Raw genomic sequence first — 17,614 nt, 5'->3', positions numbered from 1 at the left:
CAGACAAGCTGCCCACCCTATGCATCGTCTACGAACCAGGACGGGCGAAATGCCTGATCTGGATCTGGAAGCCATTACGTAAACCTATATAGAGGCTTTCGCCTGGCACAAGTCCTGCGGCAACGGCCCAACGGGCCAATTCCTCCTGATCGAACCCGAGCCAGAGATCGCCGCAGGCCGTCCGGGCCCAACTCTGGTCGTGGCTGCACAACTCTGTAATCAATAAACTGCCACCGGGACGGACCCAGTCCGCCAGATATTTCATGGCTTCAGCGGGTGCCGCAAAATGATGCAACACCATGTTCAAGACCACGCAATCGGCGCTCAGTAAGGCATTGTCCAAGGCATCGGCCAATACCAGCGATACATTGTTCAATTGCTCGTGCTCACATCGCTGACACGCCAGCTCCAGCATGGCTGGGCTGTTATCAATCGCCGTGACCGACGTGAAGCGTCTTGCCAGTTCGGGCAGAAACCCTCCATCTCCAGGCCCGATCTCGATCGCTGTTGCCTCTGGCGAAAAAGCCATCGTGTCCAGCAGGGCCAGAAGGCTCTCCTGATACTGAGGCAATCCGGCAATCAAATCCTGCTGCGCCTGAAACTTGTCTGCCATCCTGGCGAAAAAATCCCGGCTGGCCTCGGCCCGCTGAGCATGTACAGCCTCAATACGCGCCTGCGCTTCAGCTGGCAACTGCAACCCGTCCACCTCTGCCAGCAGCGCTGCGTGCAGCGCGCCACCCAGGGTGTCCAGCCGGGGCAGGGCGCGACGGTAAAATATCGCGTTGCCTTCCCGGCGTGTCGCCACTAGTCGCGCCTGTGACAGTACCTTCAGGTGATGGCTCATCCCGGATTGCCCAGTATCGAAGATATGGGCCAGCTCCAGTACACCAAACGAATCGTTTGCCAAGGCACGTAACACATTCAGGCGCAGCGGATCACCGCCCGCCTTGCACAGCGCGGCCAGTTCGTCGCAGTCATCATGGCGAAATGTAGGCACGCGCAAATGGTTCATGGGTGCGCAGTCTAGTGGCCGCCGAGACCAGCTGCAAGAGAAGCATCAAAAAGTTTTGATATTGAAAGAGGCCGGTCATGGTGGCATGACCGGCCTACTGATCAGAAGGGATAGAGACGCGGGGCGTGCTGGATGGTGATCCAGTGGTCAGTCGTGAATTCGTCAATCGCCCAATCGCCATTGAACCGACCAATCCCGGAGTTCTTTTCACCTCCAAAGGGCGCATTGGTCTCATCACTGACGGAGATATCATTTACATGCGTCATGCCAGCCTTGATTTGCCTGGCAAACCGTACAGCTCGATCTGTATTGCCGCTGAAGACGGCGCTGGAAAGGCCGAATTCGCTGTCGTTTGCCAACTCAAGGGCATGGGCTTCGTCTCGGGCACGTAGAAGTCCAACGAGCGGGCCGAAAATTTCATTGCGTGCAATATCCATGTCGCGTGTCACTTCGCCAAACACATAAGGAGACAAAAGCTGTCCATCGACATGGCCCTCAAGCAGCACTTTGGCACCTTCCTGGCGGGCCTGTTTGACTTTCTGTTGAAGCCCTTCCAACTGGCGCTTGTTGATAATCGGACCAATGACCGTTTCTGCATGCGAAGGGTCGCCTACCTTGAGTTGTCTGACGCGCTCTACAAAACGTGCAGCAAAGTCATCATAGACATCTTCCTCAACGATAATGCGGTTGACCGCCATGCAGATCTGACCTTGATGTAAAATTTTACCCATGACTGCTGCATTAACGGCCTGATTCAGGTCTGCGTCTGCCATAACGACGAAGGGGCTGTTCCCGCCCAGTTCTAAGGCAACATGTTTGAGATACTTGCCTCCTCCCGCTAGACGCGCAATGTTCTGGCCAACGGGTGTGGAGCCTGTAAAGGTGATGAGCCCTGGAGTCGGATGTTCAACAAAAGCGTCACCAATCTCACTACCCGCCCCTACAACAACACTGAGAACACCAGAGGGAAGGCCGGCTTCCTCGAAAATACGAGCCAGCAACAGGCCTCCGCAAATCGGCGTATCGCTGGCCGGTTTGATCACCACTGCATTGCCTAGCGCCAATGCAGGTGCCAGGCTGCGTTGAGTCAGATGGAGCGGAAAATTCCATGGGCTTATCACACCGATGACGCCAATAGGCGAGCGATAAACGCGGCTTTCCTTGCCTGGCACGTCAGACTCGACGATACGTCCGTGTACACGTTTGGGGAATGAAGCCGCTTCCAGGGTAATACTGCGTGCTGAGCTCCACTCAATCTGAGCCTTCAAGCGAGTGCTGCCGGATTCCCGAATGATCCAGTCGATAATCTCTTCGCGGCGGCGATCGAAAATCTCGACCACCTTGAGCAGAACGGCTGCGCGTACAGAAGGTCCTTGGGCGGCCCATTCCTGTTGTGCTTGTGCTGCTTTTTGATAGGCCTCGTCAAGATCATCCCGGTTCGCCTGGGGAATGTTGACTAGAGTTTCGCCGTTGAACGGATCACTGACCGTTAGCGTTTTGTCTGCGCGACCCTTGCGCCATTGCCCACCAAGGGGCTGCAGGTGAAAGTCGGTAAAGGCATTCGGTGTAGAATCGGTCATTCCGGTTTCCTTTCGTTCAAACGAGTTTTTTTACGGTAGGGCGAGCCTGCTTGTTTGCAGAGTAAGGGTTGTGGGACTGACCGTGAATGCAGCCAATAGCTATAGCCCCTATTAGTCCTGGCAATGCAAATGCCAGAAAATTCTGCTGGAATGGTAGGTTCAAGGCGAACAGGCTGCCCCCTAACAGCGGGCCGGCAATGGCTCCCAGACGACCAATTCCCGCCGCCCAGCCGACGCCCGTCGAGCGAATATGGGTGGGGTACAGTAAAGCAGCGAAGGCGTGAATGACCGCTAGACCACCAATAGTGGTTGCGCCTGCAACAAGAAGAAGCGCATTGAGTAAGATGGGGCCGGGTTTCAAACCAAGTAAAGCCAAAGAGACCGCAGCCAGGGCAAAAAATAGGCAGAGTGTGCCACGTGCACCCCAACGGTCGGCCAGCCAGCCGCCAAATAGTGCACCAAGCGTGGCCCCTATATTCAGGGTTACCAGAAAAGATAGGCTTGACCCCAGCGGGTACCCTGCAGCCACCATCAGCTTGGGCAGCCAAGTATTAAGTCCATAGCTCATCAGCATGCACATTGCGAAGCCTACCCATAACAGCAGCGTGCATAGCGCCTGACGCCCCTCGAATAATTGCGGTAACCGAGCACGCTGCTGGGCTGCGGTTGGAGTATTCAGATTCAGTGGCATCCCGGGCTGGTAAGTTGGATCGAGTTTTCGCAGTAGCCCGTCCAGTTCATCACGACGATTTTTAAGCGCCAGGAACGCTACGGACTCCGGCAGATAACGCAGCATCAATGGAATGGCCAGAACAGGAAGGACCGCCACGTAAAACACCGATTGCCAGCCCCAGCGGGGAATAAGGACGATAGCAAGCAAGGCTGACAGTACTGCGCCCACGGAATAAAAGCTTGACATGACGGTAACAGCCGTACTGCGCCGTGAGGCAGGCGCAAACTCACTGATCAGGTTGATCGAGCTAGGTACTAGCGCGCCCAAGGCAAGCCCAGTGACAAAACGGCAGGTGCCTAGCATCCACGGTGTCGTGGCATGGCCTGTCGTGAAGGCTGCAGCACTGGCCAACAATGTGCAGGAAATGATCAGCTTTCGCCGACCCAGCCTATCGGCCAGTGGGGCAAGCAGCATTCCACCAAACATCATGCCGAACAGGGCGCAGCTGCCCAGCGTACCGGCTTGTACAGGCGTTAAGGACCACTCCTGCATCAATCGCGGGACTACCGATCCATAAATCACCATGTCATAGCCATCAAACAACATGATGAAACAGCCCCAGCACAAAATCGTAAAGTGTGTGCGGTTCAAGCGTGCTTTACCAATGACTTCGGCAACTGATGTCTGTTGCATATCCACCTCTTTTGTTTTTGTTGTGGGTGTCGCAGCGCAGGGGTATAGGTGTCCGATCGGATAGCTATACCCGCGGTTACGGCTCGATAGTCACGGTAGGTACCTCGATCAGTACAGGTTCGTTGCCAGCCAGTGCTTCCGTTAATGCGCGCCGGAAGGTCTCTCGGTTGTCGGTATGTATGGCTTTCACACCATAGCCCTGAGCAATGGCACAGAAATCAAGGCCGGGCACATCCAGGCCGGGAGCATCGTCAACCTTAAGCACGCCGGCAAACCAGCGAAGCGCTCCATAGGTGCCGTTCTTGAGAATGATGAAAATGACAGGGATGCGATACTGGGCCGCCGTCCACAGCGCGGTAATTCCGTAATTGGCTGAGCCGTCACCTATGATTCCAATAACCCTGCGCTGTGGTTGCGCCAATTGAACGCCCACTGCTGCCGGTAAGCCAAAACCCAACCCTCCGGCTGCGGGGAAAAAGTAGCTTCCAGGCTGTTTCATCTCGATGCGCTGCCAGAAGGCAGATACCGTGGAAGTGGACTCTTTCACGTAAATGGCGTCTTTCGGCGCGCACTCGTTGATCACATCGAAAACGGTTTCCGGGCGGAGCAGGTGAGGCTCATCCGTATAGTGCTCCGGATGCTGCAGTGGCTCGGGCATTGGGCGACTGCTCGGGGAAACCTCATCGGTCAAAGCCTTCAGGGTTAGGGCAATGTCCCCGACCAGTGCATTTCCCATGGGCGCACGGGCGGCTTCTTGTGGATCGCAGGTGATATGAAAAAGCTGCGTGCCGGCAGGAAGGTAATCGCCCGGTGCATACTGATGATAGCGAAACACGGGGGCACCAACGACCAAGATCAGATCATGTGTAGCCAGCAATCGACTGATCTCGGCAATGGCTGCAGGCAATACGCCTCGAAAGCAAGGGTGACGTGTTGGAAAAGGACAGCGCGATGCAGAGGGCGCTATCCAAGTCGTCATGCGTAGCTTTTCAGCGAGGGCAACGGCAGATTCATTGGCCTGATAACCGTCTACATCAGGGCCCAGTACCAATACGGGATTACGCGCAGCGCAAAGGCGTTCGGTCAGCTCGCGCAGTTGAGCAGAAGAGGGGAGACCTGCGTGAGCAACCTCCCGTGCAGTCAAATGTTCTACACCTGGTGGCGCTTCTTTCGCCCAGTCATCGTAAGGAATAGACAGATATACCGGCGCTCTGGGCGGCAAGCTGGCGGTATGAATGGCCTGACTCAGCGCACGAGGTACATCTTCAGCCGTTGCTGGCTCATAGCTCCACTTTACCAAGGGCTTGGGTAGCTGAGGCGCATCAACATTGGCGAGCATTGCTTCAACACCAATCATCGAGCGAACCTGCTGTCCTGCCGTTAAGACAAGTGGACTATGCGAATACCAGGCGTTGGTGAGAGCACCCATGCCATTGCCGGTACCGGCAGCAGCATGCAAATTGACGAACGCTGGCTTACCGCTGGCTAGTGCAAAGCCATCCGCCATACCAACTACCGCTCCCTCATGTAATCCCAGGATGTAGCGAAAGTCTTTGGGAAAATCTTTGAGAAAAGGCAGTTCATTGGAGCCGGGATTGCCAAAAATGGTAGTCAAGCCGTAGCGGCGCAAAATATCGTATGAAGCGGAGTGAACGGTTTTCATCAGCGAGCCTGTTATAGATGTTCTTGTCGCTGGCACTCTGTCGCTTCACAATAAATTGATCAAATCGATAGTTTTTCTTCTAAAAATAAAGCTGGTTTATAAAGATATGGGCCAGATTGATCTTAATCTGATCAGGACGTTTGTAACGCTTTACGATTCCGGCAGTGTAACGGTCGCTGCTGAGCGGCTGTTCGTAACACAGCCCTCTGTCAGTTATGCCCTTGCGCGGCTACGGGAATTGTTTGACGATCCGTTATTTGTTCGTAACCGTGATGGGATGCAGCCAACCTCTGTCGCCCGAACGCTTTATGCCACGTTCAAAGACGCCTTGAGCCGTATCGAGGGAACGGTTGAAGGGATTCGAGAGTTCGATCCGCATAAGACGGCGCGGTGTTTCCGTATCGCGTTATCAGATTTGGGTGAAATGGCCTTGCTGCCTTTGATCCTGCATCGACTCAACAGGCTGGCACCTCAGGCGGAGCTTGAAGTCGTGCCCTTGGAAATTGATCAGGTAAATGAGTGGTTGAGCATAGGCAAGGTTGATGCAGCCATTTGCAGCCGGCCTCTCTCGAGTACAGGTATCGTTCGGCAGGCTCTGATCGATGAGCGTTATGTCTGTTTGCTCAGTCGTAAACACTCACGGATAAAGCGCGAATTGACTCTTGAGCAATTCCAGAGAGAAAGTCATGTGCTGGTAACTCGAGCCTCTGGTCATGGGATGGCAGAGGATGTAATAGAGAGATTGGGTATCTCGCGGCGTATTGCATTGCGCATTCCTCATTTTTCCGTACTTCCAAAAATCATTCCTCAAACGGACCTGCTCGTCATCCTTCCCTCACAGATCGCCACGTTGTTTGCAGCAGAGCACCCGTTGCGCATATGTAACCTGCCTTTCGACGTGCCTAGTTTTAAGGTCACGCTGCACTGGCATGAGCGCAGTGACACCTCTGTTGCATTGCGCTGGTTTCTGGAGCTGGTGGCGGAGGCCATCACGCAATCGAGGCCATGACGAACCATTAACGTGGCTGAAGCCAAGCTGGATATGACCGTTCGGATTGCTCCTGCGTGCCCGGCTAGGCACAATAAAACTTCCTTTAAACGTTTGACCCCCTTTCAGGAGATCAGCGATGCCCAGTCGTCGTGACCGTGCCAACGCCATCCGCGCGCTCAGCATGGATGCCGTACAAAAAGCCAACAGCGGCCACCCTGGCGCCCCTATGGGGATGGCCGATATTGCCGAAGTGCTCTGGCGCGATTACCTCAAGCACAACCCGGTGAACCCAAAGTGGGCCGACCGCGACCGCTTCGTGCTGTCCAATGGTCACGGCTCCATGCTGATCTATTCCCTGCTGCACCTGACCGGTTACGACCTCTCCATCGACGATCTGAAAAACTTCCGTCAGCTTCACAGCCGCACGCCTGGCCATCCCGAGTATGGCTATACCGCCGGTGTCGAGACCACGACCGGCCCGCTGGGGCAGGGCATCGCCAACGCCGTGGGTTTCGCCCTGGCTGAAAAAATCATGGCGGCGCAATTCAACCGCGAAGGCCATAACATTGTTGACCATTACACCTATGTTTTCATGGGTGATGGCTGCATGATGGAAGGCATTTCTCACGAAGTCTGTTCACTGGCTGGCACGCTGCGCCTGTCCAAGCTGATCGCCTTCTATGATGACAACGGCATATCCATTGATGGCGAAGTCCACGGCTGGTTTACCGACGATACGCCCAAGCGCTTCGAAGCCTATGGCTGGCAAGTGATCCGTAACGTCGACGGTCACGACCCGGAAGAAATCAAGACGGCACTGGAGACGGCTCGCAAGAGCGACCAGCCGACCCTGATCTGCTGCAAGACCATCATTGGTTTTGGTTCGCCCAACAAGCAGGGCAAGGAAGAATCCCATGGCGCAGCCTTGGGTGACGCCGAAGTAGCGGCCACCCGTGAAGCGCTGGGCTGGAAACACGCTGCCTTCGAAATCCCGCAGGATATCTACGCCGAATGGGACGCCAAGGACGCAGGCTCTAAAGCGGAAAGCGAGTGGAACAAGCGATTCAACGCTTACGCTGAGGCTTATCCTGAGCTGGCCGCCGAGTTTACCCGCCGTATGGCTGGTGAGCTGCCGGCTGACTTTGATGAAAAGGCGTCGGCGTTTATCCGTGAGGTGGCTGCTAAGGGCGAAACCATCGCCAGCCGCAAAGCCAGCCAGAACTGTCTGCACTTCTTTGGCCCGCTACTGCCTGAGTTGTTGGGCGGCTCGGCCGACCTGGCCGGCTCCAACCTGACGATGTGGAAGGGCTGCAAGCCGGTTGTCGAGGAAGACGCCTCCGGCAACTACATGTATTACGGCGTACGCGAGTTCGGCATGAGCGCCATCATGAACGGCGTGGCCTTGCATGGTGGCCTGATTCCTTACGGCGGCACCTTCCTGATGTTCATGGAATACGCTCGTAATGCCGTGCGTATGTCGGCACTGATGAAGCAGCGCATCATCTATGTCTTCACCCATGACTCCATCGGTCTGGGCGAGGATGGCCCGACGCACCAGCCGGTCGAGCAGATTGCATCTCTGCGTTATACGCCCAACCTGGACACTTGGCGTCCTGCCGATGCGGTCGAGGCTGCGGTATCCTGGAAGACGGCCCTGGAGCGTAAGGATGGCCCGTCAGCGCTGATCTTCTCTCGACAGAATCTGCCTCATCACCTGCGTGACAACGAAACCGAAGCGGCCATTGCCCACGGTGGCTACGTGCTGAAGAGCTGTGAAGGTGAGCCAGAGCTGATCTTTATCGCTACCGGCTCGGAAGTGTCGCTGGCTGTTCAAGCGTACGACAAGCTCACCGCGGAAGGGCGCAAGGTCCGCGTGGTATCCATGCCTTGCACCAGCGCATTCGAGCGTCAGAGCGCCGAGTATCGTCAATCAGTATTGCCGGTTGAGGTCGGTGCCCGTATTGCCATTGAAGCGGGTATTGCGGACTACTGGTACAAGTACGTTGGCCTGGATGGTCGTGTGATCGGCATGACAACGTATGGTGAGTCGGCTCCGGCGCCGGCACTGATGGAGCACTTCGGCTTCACGCTGGATAACGTGCTGGCAGTTGCAAACGAGCTGCTTGAGGACTGATCCTCCAGTGAGGTAATGAAAACGCCACGGTGAGAACCGTGGCGTTTTTTATTATTTGGTGTTTACCAGATAAACGCCGTTATTTTTGTAATACCAGCCCAGTCATCCATTAAGAGCGTTGAGGAAGATTCTTTTGCCATATTTACGATCTCAGAGGTACTTTAGAATCAACGACACCGCGTTGTTCCAGTATTTTGTAGCCAATCCGTCTATCGACTACGAAAAAGCGTGTTTTATTTTGCAAATGAAGCGGCATCTTCAGCAAATTCGCTTCTGGCTACGCTAATCTTTTCTGGATTCGCTCGCCTAGATTGTCTGAAAGCCTACACTTAGGGCTTGTGTAGTGTGTCATTGCTCAGGCTACACTTGTAACATCACTAGCCATTGCTTATTCAATTCCGGACACCGAAACCCACTTTCATGGCTGATTCTCTTTATCGTGTTGCGCTCAATGGCTACGGCCGTGTCGGTCGGTGCCTGGTCCGTGCGCTACATGAGCGCAGCGCCTCGGTTGATTTCGAACTCGTGGCGTTGAACGACTTGGCTGACCTGCCAAGTCTGGAGTACCTGACACGCTTCGACTCGACTCACGGACGCTTTCCCGGCGAAGTTGCCATAGAAGGGGATCGCTTGCGTATCAATGGCTGCAGCATGCATGTGCAGCGCTGCGCCAATCCTGACGACATTGACTGGAGGCGTCTGGGCGTCGATCTGGTTCTCGAATGCTCTGGCGCCTTCAGCACCCGTGCAGACGGTGAGCGTTTTCTTGCAGCCGGTGCGCCCCGCGTCTTGTTTTCCCAGCCGATGGCCAGCGAAAGCGACGTAGACGCCACCATTGTGTATGGCGTCAATCAGGGCAGCTTGCGCGGTACTGAGAGGCTTGTCTCGAATGCCTCCTGCACTACCAATTGCAGCGTGCCGCTGTTGAAACTTTTGAACGAAGTCGTGGGTCTTGAATACGTCTCGATAACCACGATTCATTCAGCCATGAATGACCAACCCGTGATCGACGCCTATCACGCTGATGATCTGCGCCGTACCCGCTCGGCCTTCCAATCGATCATTCCGGTCTCTACAGGGCTGGATCGCGGAATCGAGCGCCTGTTGCCGGAGCTGGCGGGGCGCGTTCAGGCCAAGGCCCTTCGTGTTCCGACCGTAAATGTGTCGGCGCTGGATATCACTTGTCATGTTTCGCGTGATACCACTGTCTCGGAAGTTAATGGTCTGCTCCGCGAGGCTGCGATGGGCGGCCCTTTGCAGCATCTGGTGAACTACACCGAGTTGCCGCACGCTTCCTGCGACTTCAATCATGATCCTCATTCCGCCATCGTTGATGGCAGTCAAACCCGTGTATCGGGGCCAAGGCTCGTCAATCTGCTGGCCTGGTTCGACAATGAATGGGGCTTTGCCAACCGCATGATCGACGTGGCAAGTCATTTCTTGCGCGTCGCCAAGCCGATCTGAACAAGCACAACGAAGGGATTGCATACATGTCCGTGTTGAAAATGAGCGACCTCGATCTGAACGGTAAACGTGTCCTGATTCGCGAGGACCTGAACGTTCCCGTAAAGGATGGACAGATCAAGAGCGATGCTCGTCTGGTCGCCGCGCTTCCGACGCTGAAGCTGGCATTGGAGAAAGGCGCTGCTGTTATTGTCTGCTCGCACCTGGGGCGACCGACCGAAGGTGAGGCGAGCGCCGAGAACAGCTTGAAGCCTGTAGCGGAATACCTGTCCAAGGCTTTGAATCGTGAGGTTCCGCTGGTGACGGATTACCTGGGCGGTGTTGATGTACAGCCGGGTAATATCGTTCTGCTGGAAAATGTGCGCTTCAACAAGGGCGAGAAAAAGAACGCTGATGAGCTGGCTCAGCAGTATGCCGCGCTATGCGATGTGTTCGTCATGGATGCCTTTGGTACCGCTCACCGTGCTGAGGGCTCTACCCACGGTGTCGCCAAGTTTGCGAAAGTGGCCGCAGCTGGTCCGCTGCTGGCTGCCGAACTGGATGCGCTGGGCAAAGCCCTCAAGGCGCCCGCGCGTCCAATGGCTGCCATCGTGGCGGGCTCTAAAGTCTCTACCAAGCTGGACGTTCTGAATTCCTTGTCCAGTGTTTGTGATCAATTGATTGTAGGCGGCGGTATTGCCAATACCTTCCTGGCTGCTGCTGGTCACAAGGTAGGTAAATCTCTGTACGAAGCCGAGCTGGTCGATACGGCCAAGGCCATTGCTGCCAAGGTCAGCGTGCCTCTGCCGGTCGACGTGGTCGTCGCCAAGGAATTTGCTGAGTCTGCCGAAGCAACGGTTAAATCCATCAGCGATGTTGCGGATGACGACATGATTCTGGACATCGGCCCAGAAACGGCCAAGCAATTTGCCCAGCTGCTCACATCGGCCAAGACTATTCTGTGGAATGGCCCGGTCGGCGTTTTTGAGTTCGACCAGTTCGGTAATGGCACCAAAGTGCTGGCTCAAGCCATTGCTGACAGCGAGGCATTTTCGATTGCTGGCGGTGGCGACACCCTGGCGGCTATCGACAAGTACGGTATAGGTGAAAAGATCTCCTATATCTCCACTGGCGGTGGTGCATTCCTTGAGTTCGTGGAAGGAAAGGTTCTTCCGGCGGTCGAAGTCCTGGAACAACGCGCTAAAGGATAACCGCTATGATACGTCTCGCTGCTTTTTTCGTACTTAGTTGCCTCATGCTGGCTGGCTGTGCCGGAGCAACATCCGACAAGGCCTGTCGTGCTTTCTCGCCGCCACCGGTCTCCGTTGCAACACCCACCGGCCAGAATGATGAGCGGGTAGCCACGACAACCGGTGCATCCGATCAGACAACAAGTGCGGATGGTTGCCGTTAAGCGGGACGTAGTCTGCGGACCGAGTGATCACTCGAAATTGACGAGTTAAATGATACAGCAAGAGCAGTGCGCTGCTCTTGCTTGAAAAACAGTCTGCCAGTGGTGCAGGCTGAAAACATAATAGGTCCATACCGGGAGATAGGATCACCATGGCACTCATCAGCATGCGTCAGCTGCTGGACCACGCAGCCGAGTTTGGCTACGGCGTACCAGCTTTCAACGTTAACAACCTCGAGCAGATGCGGGCCATCATGGAAGCAGCCGACAAGACCGATTCTCCGGTCATTGTGCAGGCTTCTGCAGGTGCTCGTAAGTACGCAGGTGCGCCATTTCTGCGTCACCTGATTCTGGCTGCCGTTGAAGAGTTTCCACACATTCCCGTGGTCATGCACCAGGACCACGGCACTAGCCCGGACGTTTGCCAGCGTTCCATTCAGCTGGGTTTCAGCTCGGTCATGATGGACGGCTCTCTAAGAGAAGACGGCAAGACACCTTCTGACTACGAATACAACGTGCGCGTTACTCAGCAGACCGTTGCCTTTGCCCACGCCTGTGGTGTTTCGGTAGAAGGTGAGCTGGGCTGCCTGGGCTCCCTGGAAACCGGCATGGCAGGTGAGGAAGACGGTGTAGGCGCTGAAGGTACACTGGACCACAGCCAGCTTCTGACTGATCCGGAAGAGGCTGCCCAGTTCGTGCAGGCTACCAAGGTTGATGCCCTGGCAATTGCCATCGGTACCAGCCACGGTGCATACAAGTTCACCAAGCCGCCAACTGGGGATACGCTCTCCATCCAGCGTATCAAGGAGATCCATGCACGCATTCCAGATACTCATCTGGTCATGCACGGCTCCAGCTCCGTCCCTCAGGAGTGGTTGGCCATCATCAACGAGTATGGCGGTGACATCAAGGAAACCTACGGTGTACCGGTCGAAGAGATCGTTGAGGGCATCAAGTACGGTGTTCGTAAGGTGAATATCGATACCGACCTGCGTCTGGCCTCTACCGGTGCGATTCGCGAATTCATGGCGAAGAATCGCAGCGAGTTCGATCCACGTAAGTATCTGGCCAAGACGGTATCGGCCATGCGTGATGTTTGTATCGCTCGCTACGAAGCGTTCGGTACTGCAGGCCAGGCCTCCAAGATCAAGCCGATCTCGCTGGACAGAATGTTCGAGCGTTATGCAAAGGGTGAGTTGGACCCCAAGGTCAACTGATCACGCTTTAATAAAAAGCCCGCCTCGATGCGGGCTTTTTATTGGCTGCAATTTAGAGTCCCTTGGCGGCTTCAGCCTCAAGACACCACTTGGCAAGCAGGTTGAAGGTGTATCGATAGCAATAGGTAAACGCTTCAAGCAAGGCATCACTTTTCTGGTAGAAGTCGAGGAGGGGACCTGCTTCGGCTTCAAGGTAGGGATGTTGCTGCTTGAGGTAACCGCCAATACTCTCGCCGGGCAAGATATATTGCTTGATGGCTTCGGCTTGTTTTACCAGGCGTTGTGTCCGGGTCCGGAAGTCCAGAAGCGCATAGTGGCTAAGCTGGTGGGTCTGCATGCTGCCTTGTAGACGATGAAGACTGTTGTATTCCTTGACCAATAACTGTGACTCGCGCAGTCGCTCATAATCGGGATAGAGCTCGGTGAGGGAAAACAGCAACTGGGCCAGGTCGCGGGCTTGTGCATGCCCCGGATGATGGCTTTTGAGCGTCAGGTCGATACGCTGGCGGAGCAGCGCTGCCACGTCACTCATGACGGTACGAGCCGGGCTTTGCCAGGTATCGATATTCCTGTACTCGTTCAGATAGCGCTCTGGATCAAACGTGTTTACGCCATGGATATGGTTTGTGATCTGATGAGCGTTCAGCTCATCACAATAAGCCAACGTAAAGCGCCGCTGCACTTCTTTTTGTGCATGCTGCCAGTTGAGGCCTGTTTCCTCTGTGCGGTTTTTCAAGGCCGAGATGACGGCTGCCCAGTCCATGGTGGCCATTTCTTTACCAGCAGGCGCATGCAGAGGAAGCCAGGGCAGGTCAGCCCATTGACCCAGTGTCCACCTGTTTAGAAAGGCAGTTTCGTTGTTCTGGTCCATATCGAAGGTAGCCGCGTTGGCTTCACGAAACTGAGTCAGGCTCACATCGAGTCCAAGTTTTTGATAGTACGCAGTCGTGACTTGTCGGCAGTACTGAGAGAAGTATTCGAATAGCCCGGTAGCAGGAGACGCATCTGTTATCAGCGCTGTGCTACCCAAGGCTTCTGCTGCCTCGATACGTTCGACATCGGCAGGATGAACACGCCAATAGCGTTGCCTGTCGCGCAGCTTGGCCTCCAGGCGGCGTTGCGTCTCGATATCGAGCCGGGTGGCGCCCAGGGCAGCAGCCTGTGGCATGTCTGCCAGCAGCGCGCCTTCGCTCCAGGTACTCACGTTCTGGCGATCTGCCTGCCTGAATGCCCAGCGCAACGCATGATGATGCAGAGTGGCGGCGCGAAACGTATCGCTGCCTGCAATCTGTGCCGCATAACGGTCTGCCTCTAACTCCAACCGTTTACAGGCAGGCTTGGAGAGGCGGTAACTAAGCAAAAAGCAATAGTGCAGAAGCTGGCGTGGCAGACGCATGCCGATGCGAGCGACCAGAACACCCAGGTTGGTCACTCGCGAGGTCTCAGCTTCGCTAAGGTGCTTGAGGCGCTCACCCAGTGCGTCCTTGAAGTGGGCCCGCTGGTCCAGCCAGGCATTGCAGAAATTGATAAAGTAGTAGCACCGCATATTGAAGCGCCGGGCGCAGTGGCCAAACTCATGCGCCAGGACGCCGGCAAGCTGTTGCCTGGAAAAGCCTGCCGCTAACGGTAGCCCCAGCGTCAAGGTGACATCGCCTTTAATCAGACCTTTCCAGCCGGAAGCCAGGTGGACCTTGGCATCTACTTCATTGCTCAGGTGAATTTCTATGGGGGTACGCACTTGCATGGCTGTGCACAAAGGAACCACGAATTCCCAGAGTGCTGGCTCCTGCCCTGGTGCGAGAATGACGGCTGGCTTCTCGCGACGACGAGCCGTGAATACAGGCTTTGCGGTAAAGAACAGGATGAATCCGCCCAGGCAGGCCAGGAAAGACTTTACTGCGAGAGGCCCCCATTCAGGTAATTCAACTGAGGTCAGGCTTTGTACATCGAGTGCAGGCAGTACTATGAACAGGAGAGCGGCAATAACGGTGACCACCGCCACGTAGAAGAGCACGATCGCTGCACACCCAGTCACAACCAGTACGAGGTGAAGCATGTGCAAAAAGCTGAAGGGTGAGCGCGGTAGCACCTCGGATAATGCAGGCGAGGCAGAACTCGATGCGTGTGTTGCTTCCGCAGAGGAAGAGGAGGCGGGTTCAGCGGGTTGAGCGTCCAGGCCGATCTGCTGCAAGAGATCAGCAGCCAAATCCTTTGGAGCACGCGGGGTCAGCTCTTCTCCGCTTATAGCCAAGTCGGTATGAGACATATGCATTCCATTGCAACGCTGAGGGTATGGTCGATGCTGATCGCTGAATGAAAGAGACGACAAGCGTCACGGCATTTGCAGCGAAACAGCCAGATATAAACCACAGGATTGCCCACGCTTTTACACGGTTTCGATGGCACTTTGCTGTGCCTGACTCGCATTTTTAGGAGCGGAGGTCGACTGTGTTTTACAATAGTGGGCTGGTTCACTGTTCAGGCGTCAGTGGCCCCACCACGATAGCGAGTGACACGACCAATCATGGCTTCTCTTAAATACCTGCAAGGCTACCCGGCTTCACTGCAGGAGCAGGTTCGTCTGCTCTATGAACAAGGCCGCCTACAGGCATACCTGTCCAATCGCTATCCTGGGTCTCACTCCATACAAAGCGACAAGGCACTTTATACCTACGCCCTGGAGATCAAGCAGACGCACCTCAAGAATGCGCCTGGTATAGACAAGGTGCTTTATGATGCAAAGCTTGATGTGATGCAGAAAGCGCTAGGGTTGCATACGGCCATTTCACGCGTACATGGCGGCAAGCTCAAAGCGAAAAAGGAAATAAGGATTGCCTCTTTGTTCAAAGAGGCAGCGCCCGAGTTTCTGAAAATGATTGTGGTCCATGAGCTTGCGCATCTGAAAGAGCACGAGCACAACAGGGCCTTTTATCAGCTATGCGAGCATATGTTGCCGGGTTATCACCAGATCGAGTTTGATCTACGTGTTTTCCTGCTCTGGCGAGACCAGGAAAAGGCTGCCTCGGCAACATTGTAATCAGGCAGATTCTTTTCCGTTCAGCTCGGCTAGCACATCGGGCTGACTCTTGAACGCCTTGGCGAATAGATCGCGATGACGAGCCATGTAGATACCGACATCTTCTGCCTGTTTGTCAGTCAGATCGGGTACGGCTTTCTGTAATACTTCTGCCAGAGACTCAGCAAGCTCCAGCATTTTGTCATAGCGATCAGCTTCAGCTTTATCCATGAATAAGCGCTCCGGATCTCGGCTGCTGCGGTACAAGACTTCGACGGCCATTCATCACCTCATCGCCTTCGTAATTACTGTTTATATATACAGTATATCTTTCCAGACTGGCTTTGACCAGCACCTGAGCAAAGAAAAACCCGGAAAGGCCTGTTTATTCGACCGATACAACTTCAAATATTTGCTTTGTGCTGCCGAGTGAAAGACTGATCTCTTCCCCTTCGGTTTTTCCCAGTAGCGCCTGCCCGAGCGGTGCATTGGGTGTGATCACCATGATGTCTCCGGTATCCGTCCTGATTTTAAGACCCGCTCCTGCCGGGCCTAGGAAAAAGGTTTGTTGCTTGCCTACGGTATCGCAGACAACGACCAGGGAAGACAGCTGAACACCATGTTCCGCCTCGTGGGTACGTATGACGAGATTACGGTAAGCCTGCAAGGACTGCTGAATCTCTTGTATGCGCTTTGAATAGCCAGCCGCTAGATATGCCGCTTCGAGTCCGCGAGTGTCGTATTTGTTTTCCGCTACGTTCTCTTCATGTGTCGCCGTTTCATGTGCAGCTTGCGCGGCGGCTATGGCGGCCTGAAGGTCACTTTGCAATGTACTCACAATGTGCTGGTAGAGCTGCTGTTTCGTCATAAAGGTGCCGGTACGTGACAGAAACCAGAGTGTGAGACGTTGATAATCGCCTTTTAAATCTCTGGATGACTTACTGAGTTTTATTTATGACCGGTGAGTCATTTTTCAGTTTTGGGTCTATAAATAGGTAGGTAGAGATCCGTAAACAATCAGTCGGTGGCTGACCGAACGGCATAGGGCAGGCAATGAAACCAGCATGGAGCCCGGCAGTACTTTACAAGAATCGCAGCCAGGCAGGGCAGGTGCTGGCTGCGCGGCTGCGTCCGTATATCCACCATAACCCCATCATACTGGCAGTACCTCGCGGAGGTGTCCCGGTGGGGTATCAGGTCGCCAGAGAATTGGAGGCGCCTCTGGATGTGCTGATGGTGAGCAAGATCGGCGCGCCAGGTAACAAGGATATGGCGTTGGGGGCTGTTACTGATGGGGCTGCCAGGCGGTGGGTAGCAAACCAGGCAATGTTGGAGTATCTCAACCCGCCAGCCGGATGGTTCGAGGCGGAGCGGGACCGACAGATAGACAGTATCGAGCGGCGCAGGCGGCTGTACCGTGGCTATACCGATCCAATGGTGATTACCGGTCGTACAGTCATTGTGGTGGATGACGGCGTGGCAACGGGTAGCACTGCCAGGGTTGCGCTAGTCGCATTGGCCGAGACTGCGCCTGCACGTCTGGTATGGGCGGCCCCCGTTGGGCCTGCAGGCGTCGCCGAGGGGCTGAGAACACTGGCCGATGACGTGGTCTGCTTGGCGACACCCGATGTCGTCAAGCACATCGAGACCTACTATCAGGATTTTTGTCCGGTTTCTGACCAAGACGTCCTATCCCTGCTGGCAAGGTGTCGTTCAGATAGCCGCGTCTGATCATCCATATATCCGGTTGAAGGAATCCTGAAGGGCTTGAAAGGCTCCGA

At 55.0% G+C, this 17,614-nt stretch carries 15 protein-coding genes; 8 read left to right on the top strand and 7 right to left on the bottom strand.

Features of this window, described 5'->3' with window-relative positions:
• Window positions 1–28 precede the first annotated feature (28 nt).
• From B3729_RS21975 to mdlC, 4 genes are all read right to left on the bottom strand, one after another.
• Window positions 29–1,012: an ArsR/SmtB family transcription factor gene (locus tag B3729_RS21975; RefSeq protein WP_019367316.1), complete on the bottom strand. Its 984-nt coding sequence runs from the start codon at window positions 1,010–1,012 to the stop codon at window positions 29–31.
• Between the two features lie 101 nt (window positions 1,013–1,113).
• Window positions 1,114–2,592 (bottom strand): aldehyde dehydrogenase family protein, encoded by a 1,479-nt coding sequence (locus B3729_RS21970; RefSeq protein WP_286789002.1) that lies wholly within the window; start codon window positions 2,590–2,592, stop codon window positions 1,114–1,116.
• Between the two features lie 16 nt (window positions 2,593–2,608).
• Window positions 2,609–3,958 (bottom strand): MFS transporter, encoded by a 1,350-nt coding sequence (locus B3729_RS21965; protein ID WP_125888506.1) that lies wholly within the window; start codon window positions 3,956–3,958, stop codon window positions 2,609–2,611.
• Window positions 3,959–4,034: 76 nt separating this feature from the next.
• A complete protein-coding gene (gene mdlC / locus B3729_RS21960) occupies window positions 4,035–5,621 on the bottom strand; it encodes a benzoylformate decarboxylase (protein ID WP_239383415.1) in 1,587 nt (528 codons plus the stop codon).
• Between the two features lie 106 nt (window positions 5,622–5,727).
• Between mdlC and B3729_RS21955 the strand changes: the two genes are divergently transcribed.
• From B3729_RS21955 to fba, 6 genes are all read left to right on the top strand, one after another.
• Window positions 5,728–6,630, top strand: a complete 903-nt coding sequence (locus B3729_RS21955; RefSeq protein ID WP_010796104.1) for a LysR family transcriptional regulator — start codon at window positions 5,728–5,730, stop codon at window positions 6,628–6,630.
• A 118-nt stretch (window positions 6,631–6,748) separates the two neighbouring features.
• Window positions 6,749–8,746 carry a transketolase gene (gene tkt / locus B3729_RS21950; RefSeq protein WP_019367318.1) on the top strand — a complete coding sequence of 666 codons (1,998 nt, stop codon included), beginning with the start codon at window positions 6,749–6,751 and terminating at the stop codon, window positions 8,744–8,746.
• Window positions 8,747–9,166: 420 nt separating this feature from the next.
• Window positions 9,167–10,210, top strand: a complete 1,044-nt coding sequence (gene epd / locus B3729_RS21945) for an erythrose-4-phosphate dehydrogenase (protein WP_286789001.1) — start codon at window positions 9,167–9,169, stop codon at window positions 10,208–10,210.
• A 26-nt stretch (window positions 10,211–10,236) separates the two neighbouring features.
• A complete protein-coding gene (locus B3729_RS21940) occupies window positions 10,237–11,400 on the top strand; it encodes a phosphoglycerate kinase (RefSeq protein ID WP_010796101.1) in 1,164 nt (387 codons plus the stop codon).
• 5 nt (window positions 11,401–11,405) lie between these two features.
• Complete coding sequence (locus B3729_RS21935) at window positions 11,406–11,603, top strand: hypothetical protein (RefSeq protein ID WP_286789000.1); 198 nt, start codon at window positions 11,406–11,408, stop codon at window positions 11,601–11,603.
• Between the two features lie 149 nt (window positions 11,604–11,752).
• A complete protein-coding gene (fba, locus tag B3729_RS21930) occupies window positions 11,753–12,817 on the top strand; it encodes a class II fructose-bisphosphate aldolase (RefSeq protein ID WP_010796099.1) in 1,065 nt (354 codons plus the stop codon).
• A 52-nt stretch (window positions 12,818–12,869) separates the two neighbouring features.
• Here fba and B3729_RS21925 read toward each other — a convergent pair whose 3' ends face one another.
• Window positions 12,870–15,083 carry a M48 family metallopeptidase gene (locus tag B3729_RS21925; protein WP_286788999.1) on the bottom strand — a complete coding sequence of 738 codons (2,214 nt, stop codon included), beginning with the start codon at window positions 15,081–15,083 and terminating at the stop codon, window positions 12,870–12,872.
• Between the two features lie 258 nt (window positions 15,084–15,341).
• Here B3729_RS21925 and B3729_RS21920 point away from each other — a divergent pair, with 258 nt between their 5' ends.
• Entirely contained in the window at window positions 15,342–15,854 is a 513-nt protein-coding gene (locus B3729_RS21920) for a M48 family metallopeptidase (protein ID WP_150348507.1), read from the top strand.
• On the opposite strand, the gene B3729_RS21915 is transcribed toward B3729_RS21920, so the two are convergent.
• Entirely contained in the window at window positions 15,855–16,115 is a 261-nt protein-coding gene (locus tag B3729_RS21915) for a YebG family protein (RefSeq protein WP_010796096.1), read from the bottom strand.
• A gap of 103 nt (window positions 16,116–16,218) precedes the next feature.
• Window positions 16,219–16,701, bottom strand: coding sequence for a GreA/GreB family elongation factor (locus B3729_RS21910; RefSeq protein ID WP_286788998.1), 483 nt, complete (start codon window positions 16,699–16,701; stop codon window positions 16,219–16,221).
• Between the two features lie 185 nt (window positions 16,702–16,886).
• Here B3729_RS21910 and B3729_RS21905 point away from each other — a divergent pair, with 185 nt between their 5' ends.
• Window positions 16,887–17,564: a phosphoribosyltransferase gene (locus B3729_RS21905; RefSeq protein WP_286788997.1), complete on the top strand. Its 678-nt coding sequence runs from the start codon at window positions 16,887–16,889 to the stop codon at window positions 17,562–17,564.
• Window positions 17,565–17,614: the final 50 nt, after the last annotated feature.

The sequence above is a fragment of the Pseudomonas sp. UBA3149 genome (assembly GCF_002364655.1).
In the GTDB taxonomy this organism is placed as follows: domain Bacteria; phylum Pseudomonadota; class Gammaproteobacteria; order Pseudomonadales; family Pseudomonadaceae; genus Chryseomonas; species Chryseomonas luteola.
The sequence above is the reverse complement of the archived record's forward strand: the minus strand, read 5'-3'. Positions and strand labels throughout refer to the sequence as shown.

What these genes read in the sequence shown, in the direction of transcription:
- B3729_RS21975 (WP_019367316.1), bottom strand. Translation starts at nt 1,012, where the DNA reads ATGAACCATTTGCGCGTGCCTACATTTCGCCATGATGACTGCGACGAA.
- B3729_RS21970 (WP_286789002.1), bottom strand. Translation starts at nt 2,592, where the DNA reads ATGACCGATTCTACACCGAATGCCTTTACCGACTTTCACCTGCAGCCC.
- B3729_RS21965 (WP_125888506.1), bottom strand. Translation starts at nt 3,958, where the DNA reads ATGCAACAGACATCAGTTGCCGAAGTCATTGGTAAAGCACGCTTGAAC.
- mdlC (WP_239383415.1), bottom strand. Translation starts at nt 5,621, where the DNA reads ATGAAAACCGTTCACTCCGCTTCATACGATATTTTGCGCCGCTACGGC.
- B3729_RS21955 (WP_010796104.1), top strand. Translation starts at nt 5,728, where the DNA reads ATGGGCCAGATTGATCTTAATCTGATCAGGACGTTTGTAACGCTTTAC.
- tkt (WP_019367318.1), top strand. Translation starts at nt 6,749, where the DNA reads ATGCCCAGTCGTCGTGACCGTGCCAACGCCATCCGCGCGCTCAGCATG.
- epd (WP_286789001.1), top strand. Translation starts at nt 9,167, where the DNA reads ATGGCTGATTCTCTTTATCGTGTTGCGCTCAATGGCTACGGCCGTGTC.
- B3729_RS21940 (WP_010796101.1), top strand. Translation starts at nt 10,237, where the DNA reads ATGTCCGTGTTGAAAATGAGCGACCTCGATCTGAACGGTAAACGTGTC.
- B3729_RS21935 (WP_286789000.1), top strand. Translation starts at nt 11,406, where the DNA reads ATGATACGTCTCGCTGCTTTTTTCGTACTTAGTTGCCTCATGCTGGCT.
- fba (WP_010796099.1), top strand. Translation starts at nt 11,753, where the DNA reads ATGGCACTCATCAGCATGCGTCAGCTGCTGGACCACGCAGCCGAGTTT.
- B3729_RS21925 (WP_286788999.1), bottom strand. Translation starts at nt 15,083, where the DNA reads ATGTCTCATACCGACTTGGCTATAAGCGGAGAAGAGCTGACCCCGCGT.
- B3729_RS21920 (WP_150348507.1), top strand. Translation starts at nt 15,342, where the DNA reads ATGGCTTCTCTTAAATACCTGCAAGGCTACCCGGCTTCACTGCAGGAG.
- B3729_RS21915 (WP_010796096.1), bottom strand. Translation starts at nt 16,115, where the DNA reads ATGGCCGTCGAAGTCTTGTACCGCAGCAGCCGAGATCCGGAGCGCTTA.
- B3729_RS21910 (WP_286788998.1), bottom strand. Translation starts at nt 16,701, where the DNA reads ATGACGAAACAGCAGCTCTACCAGCACATTGTGAGTACATTGCAAAGT.
- B3729_RS21905 (WP_286788997.1), top strand. Translation starts at nt 16,887, where the DNA reads ATGAAACCAGCATGGAGCCCGGCAGTACTTTACAAGAATCGCAGCCAG.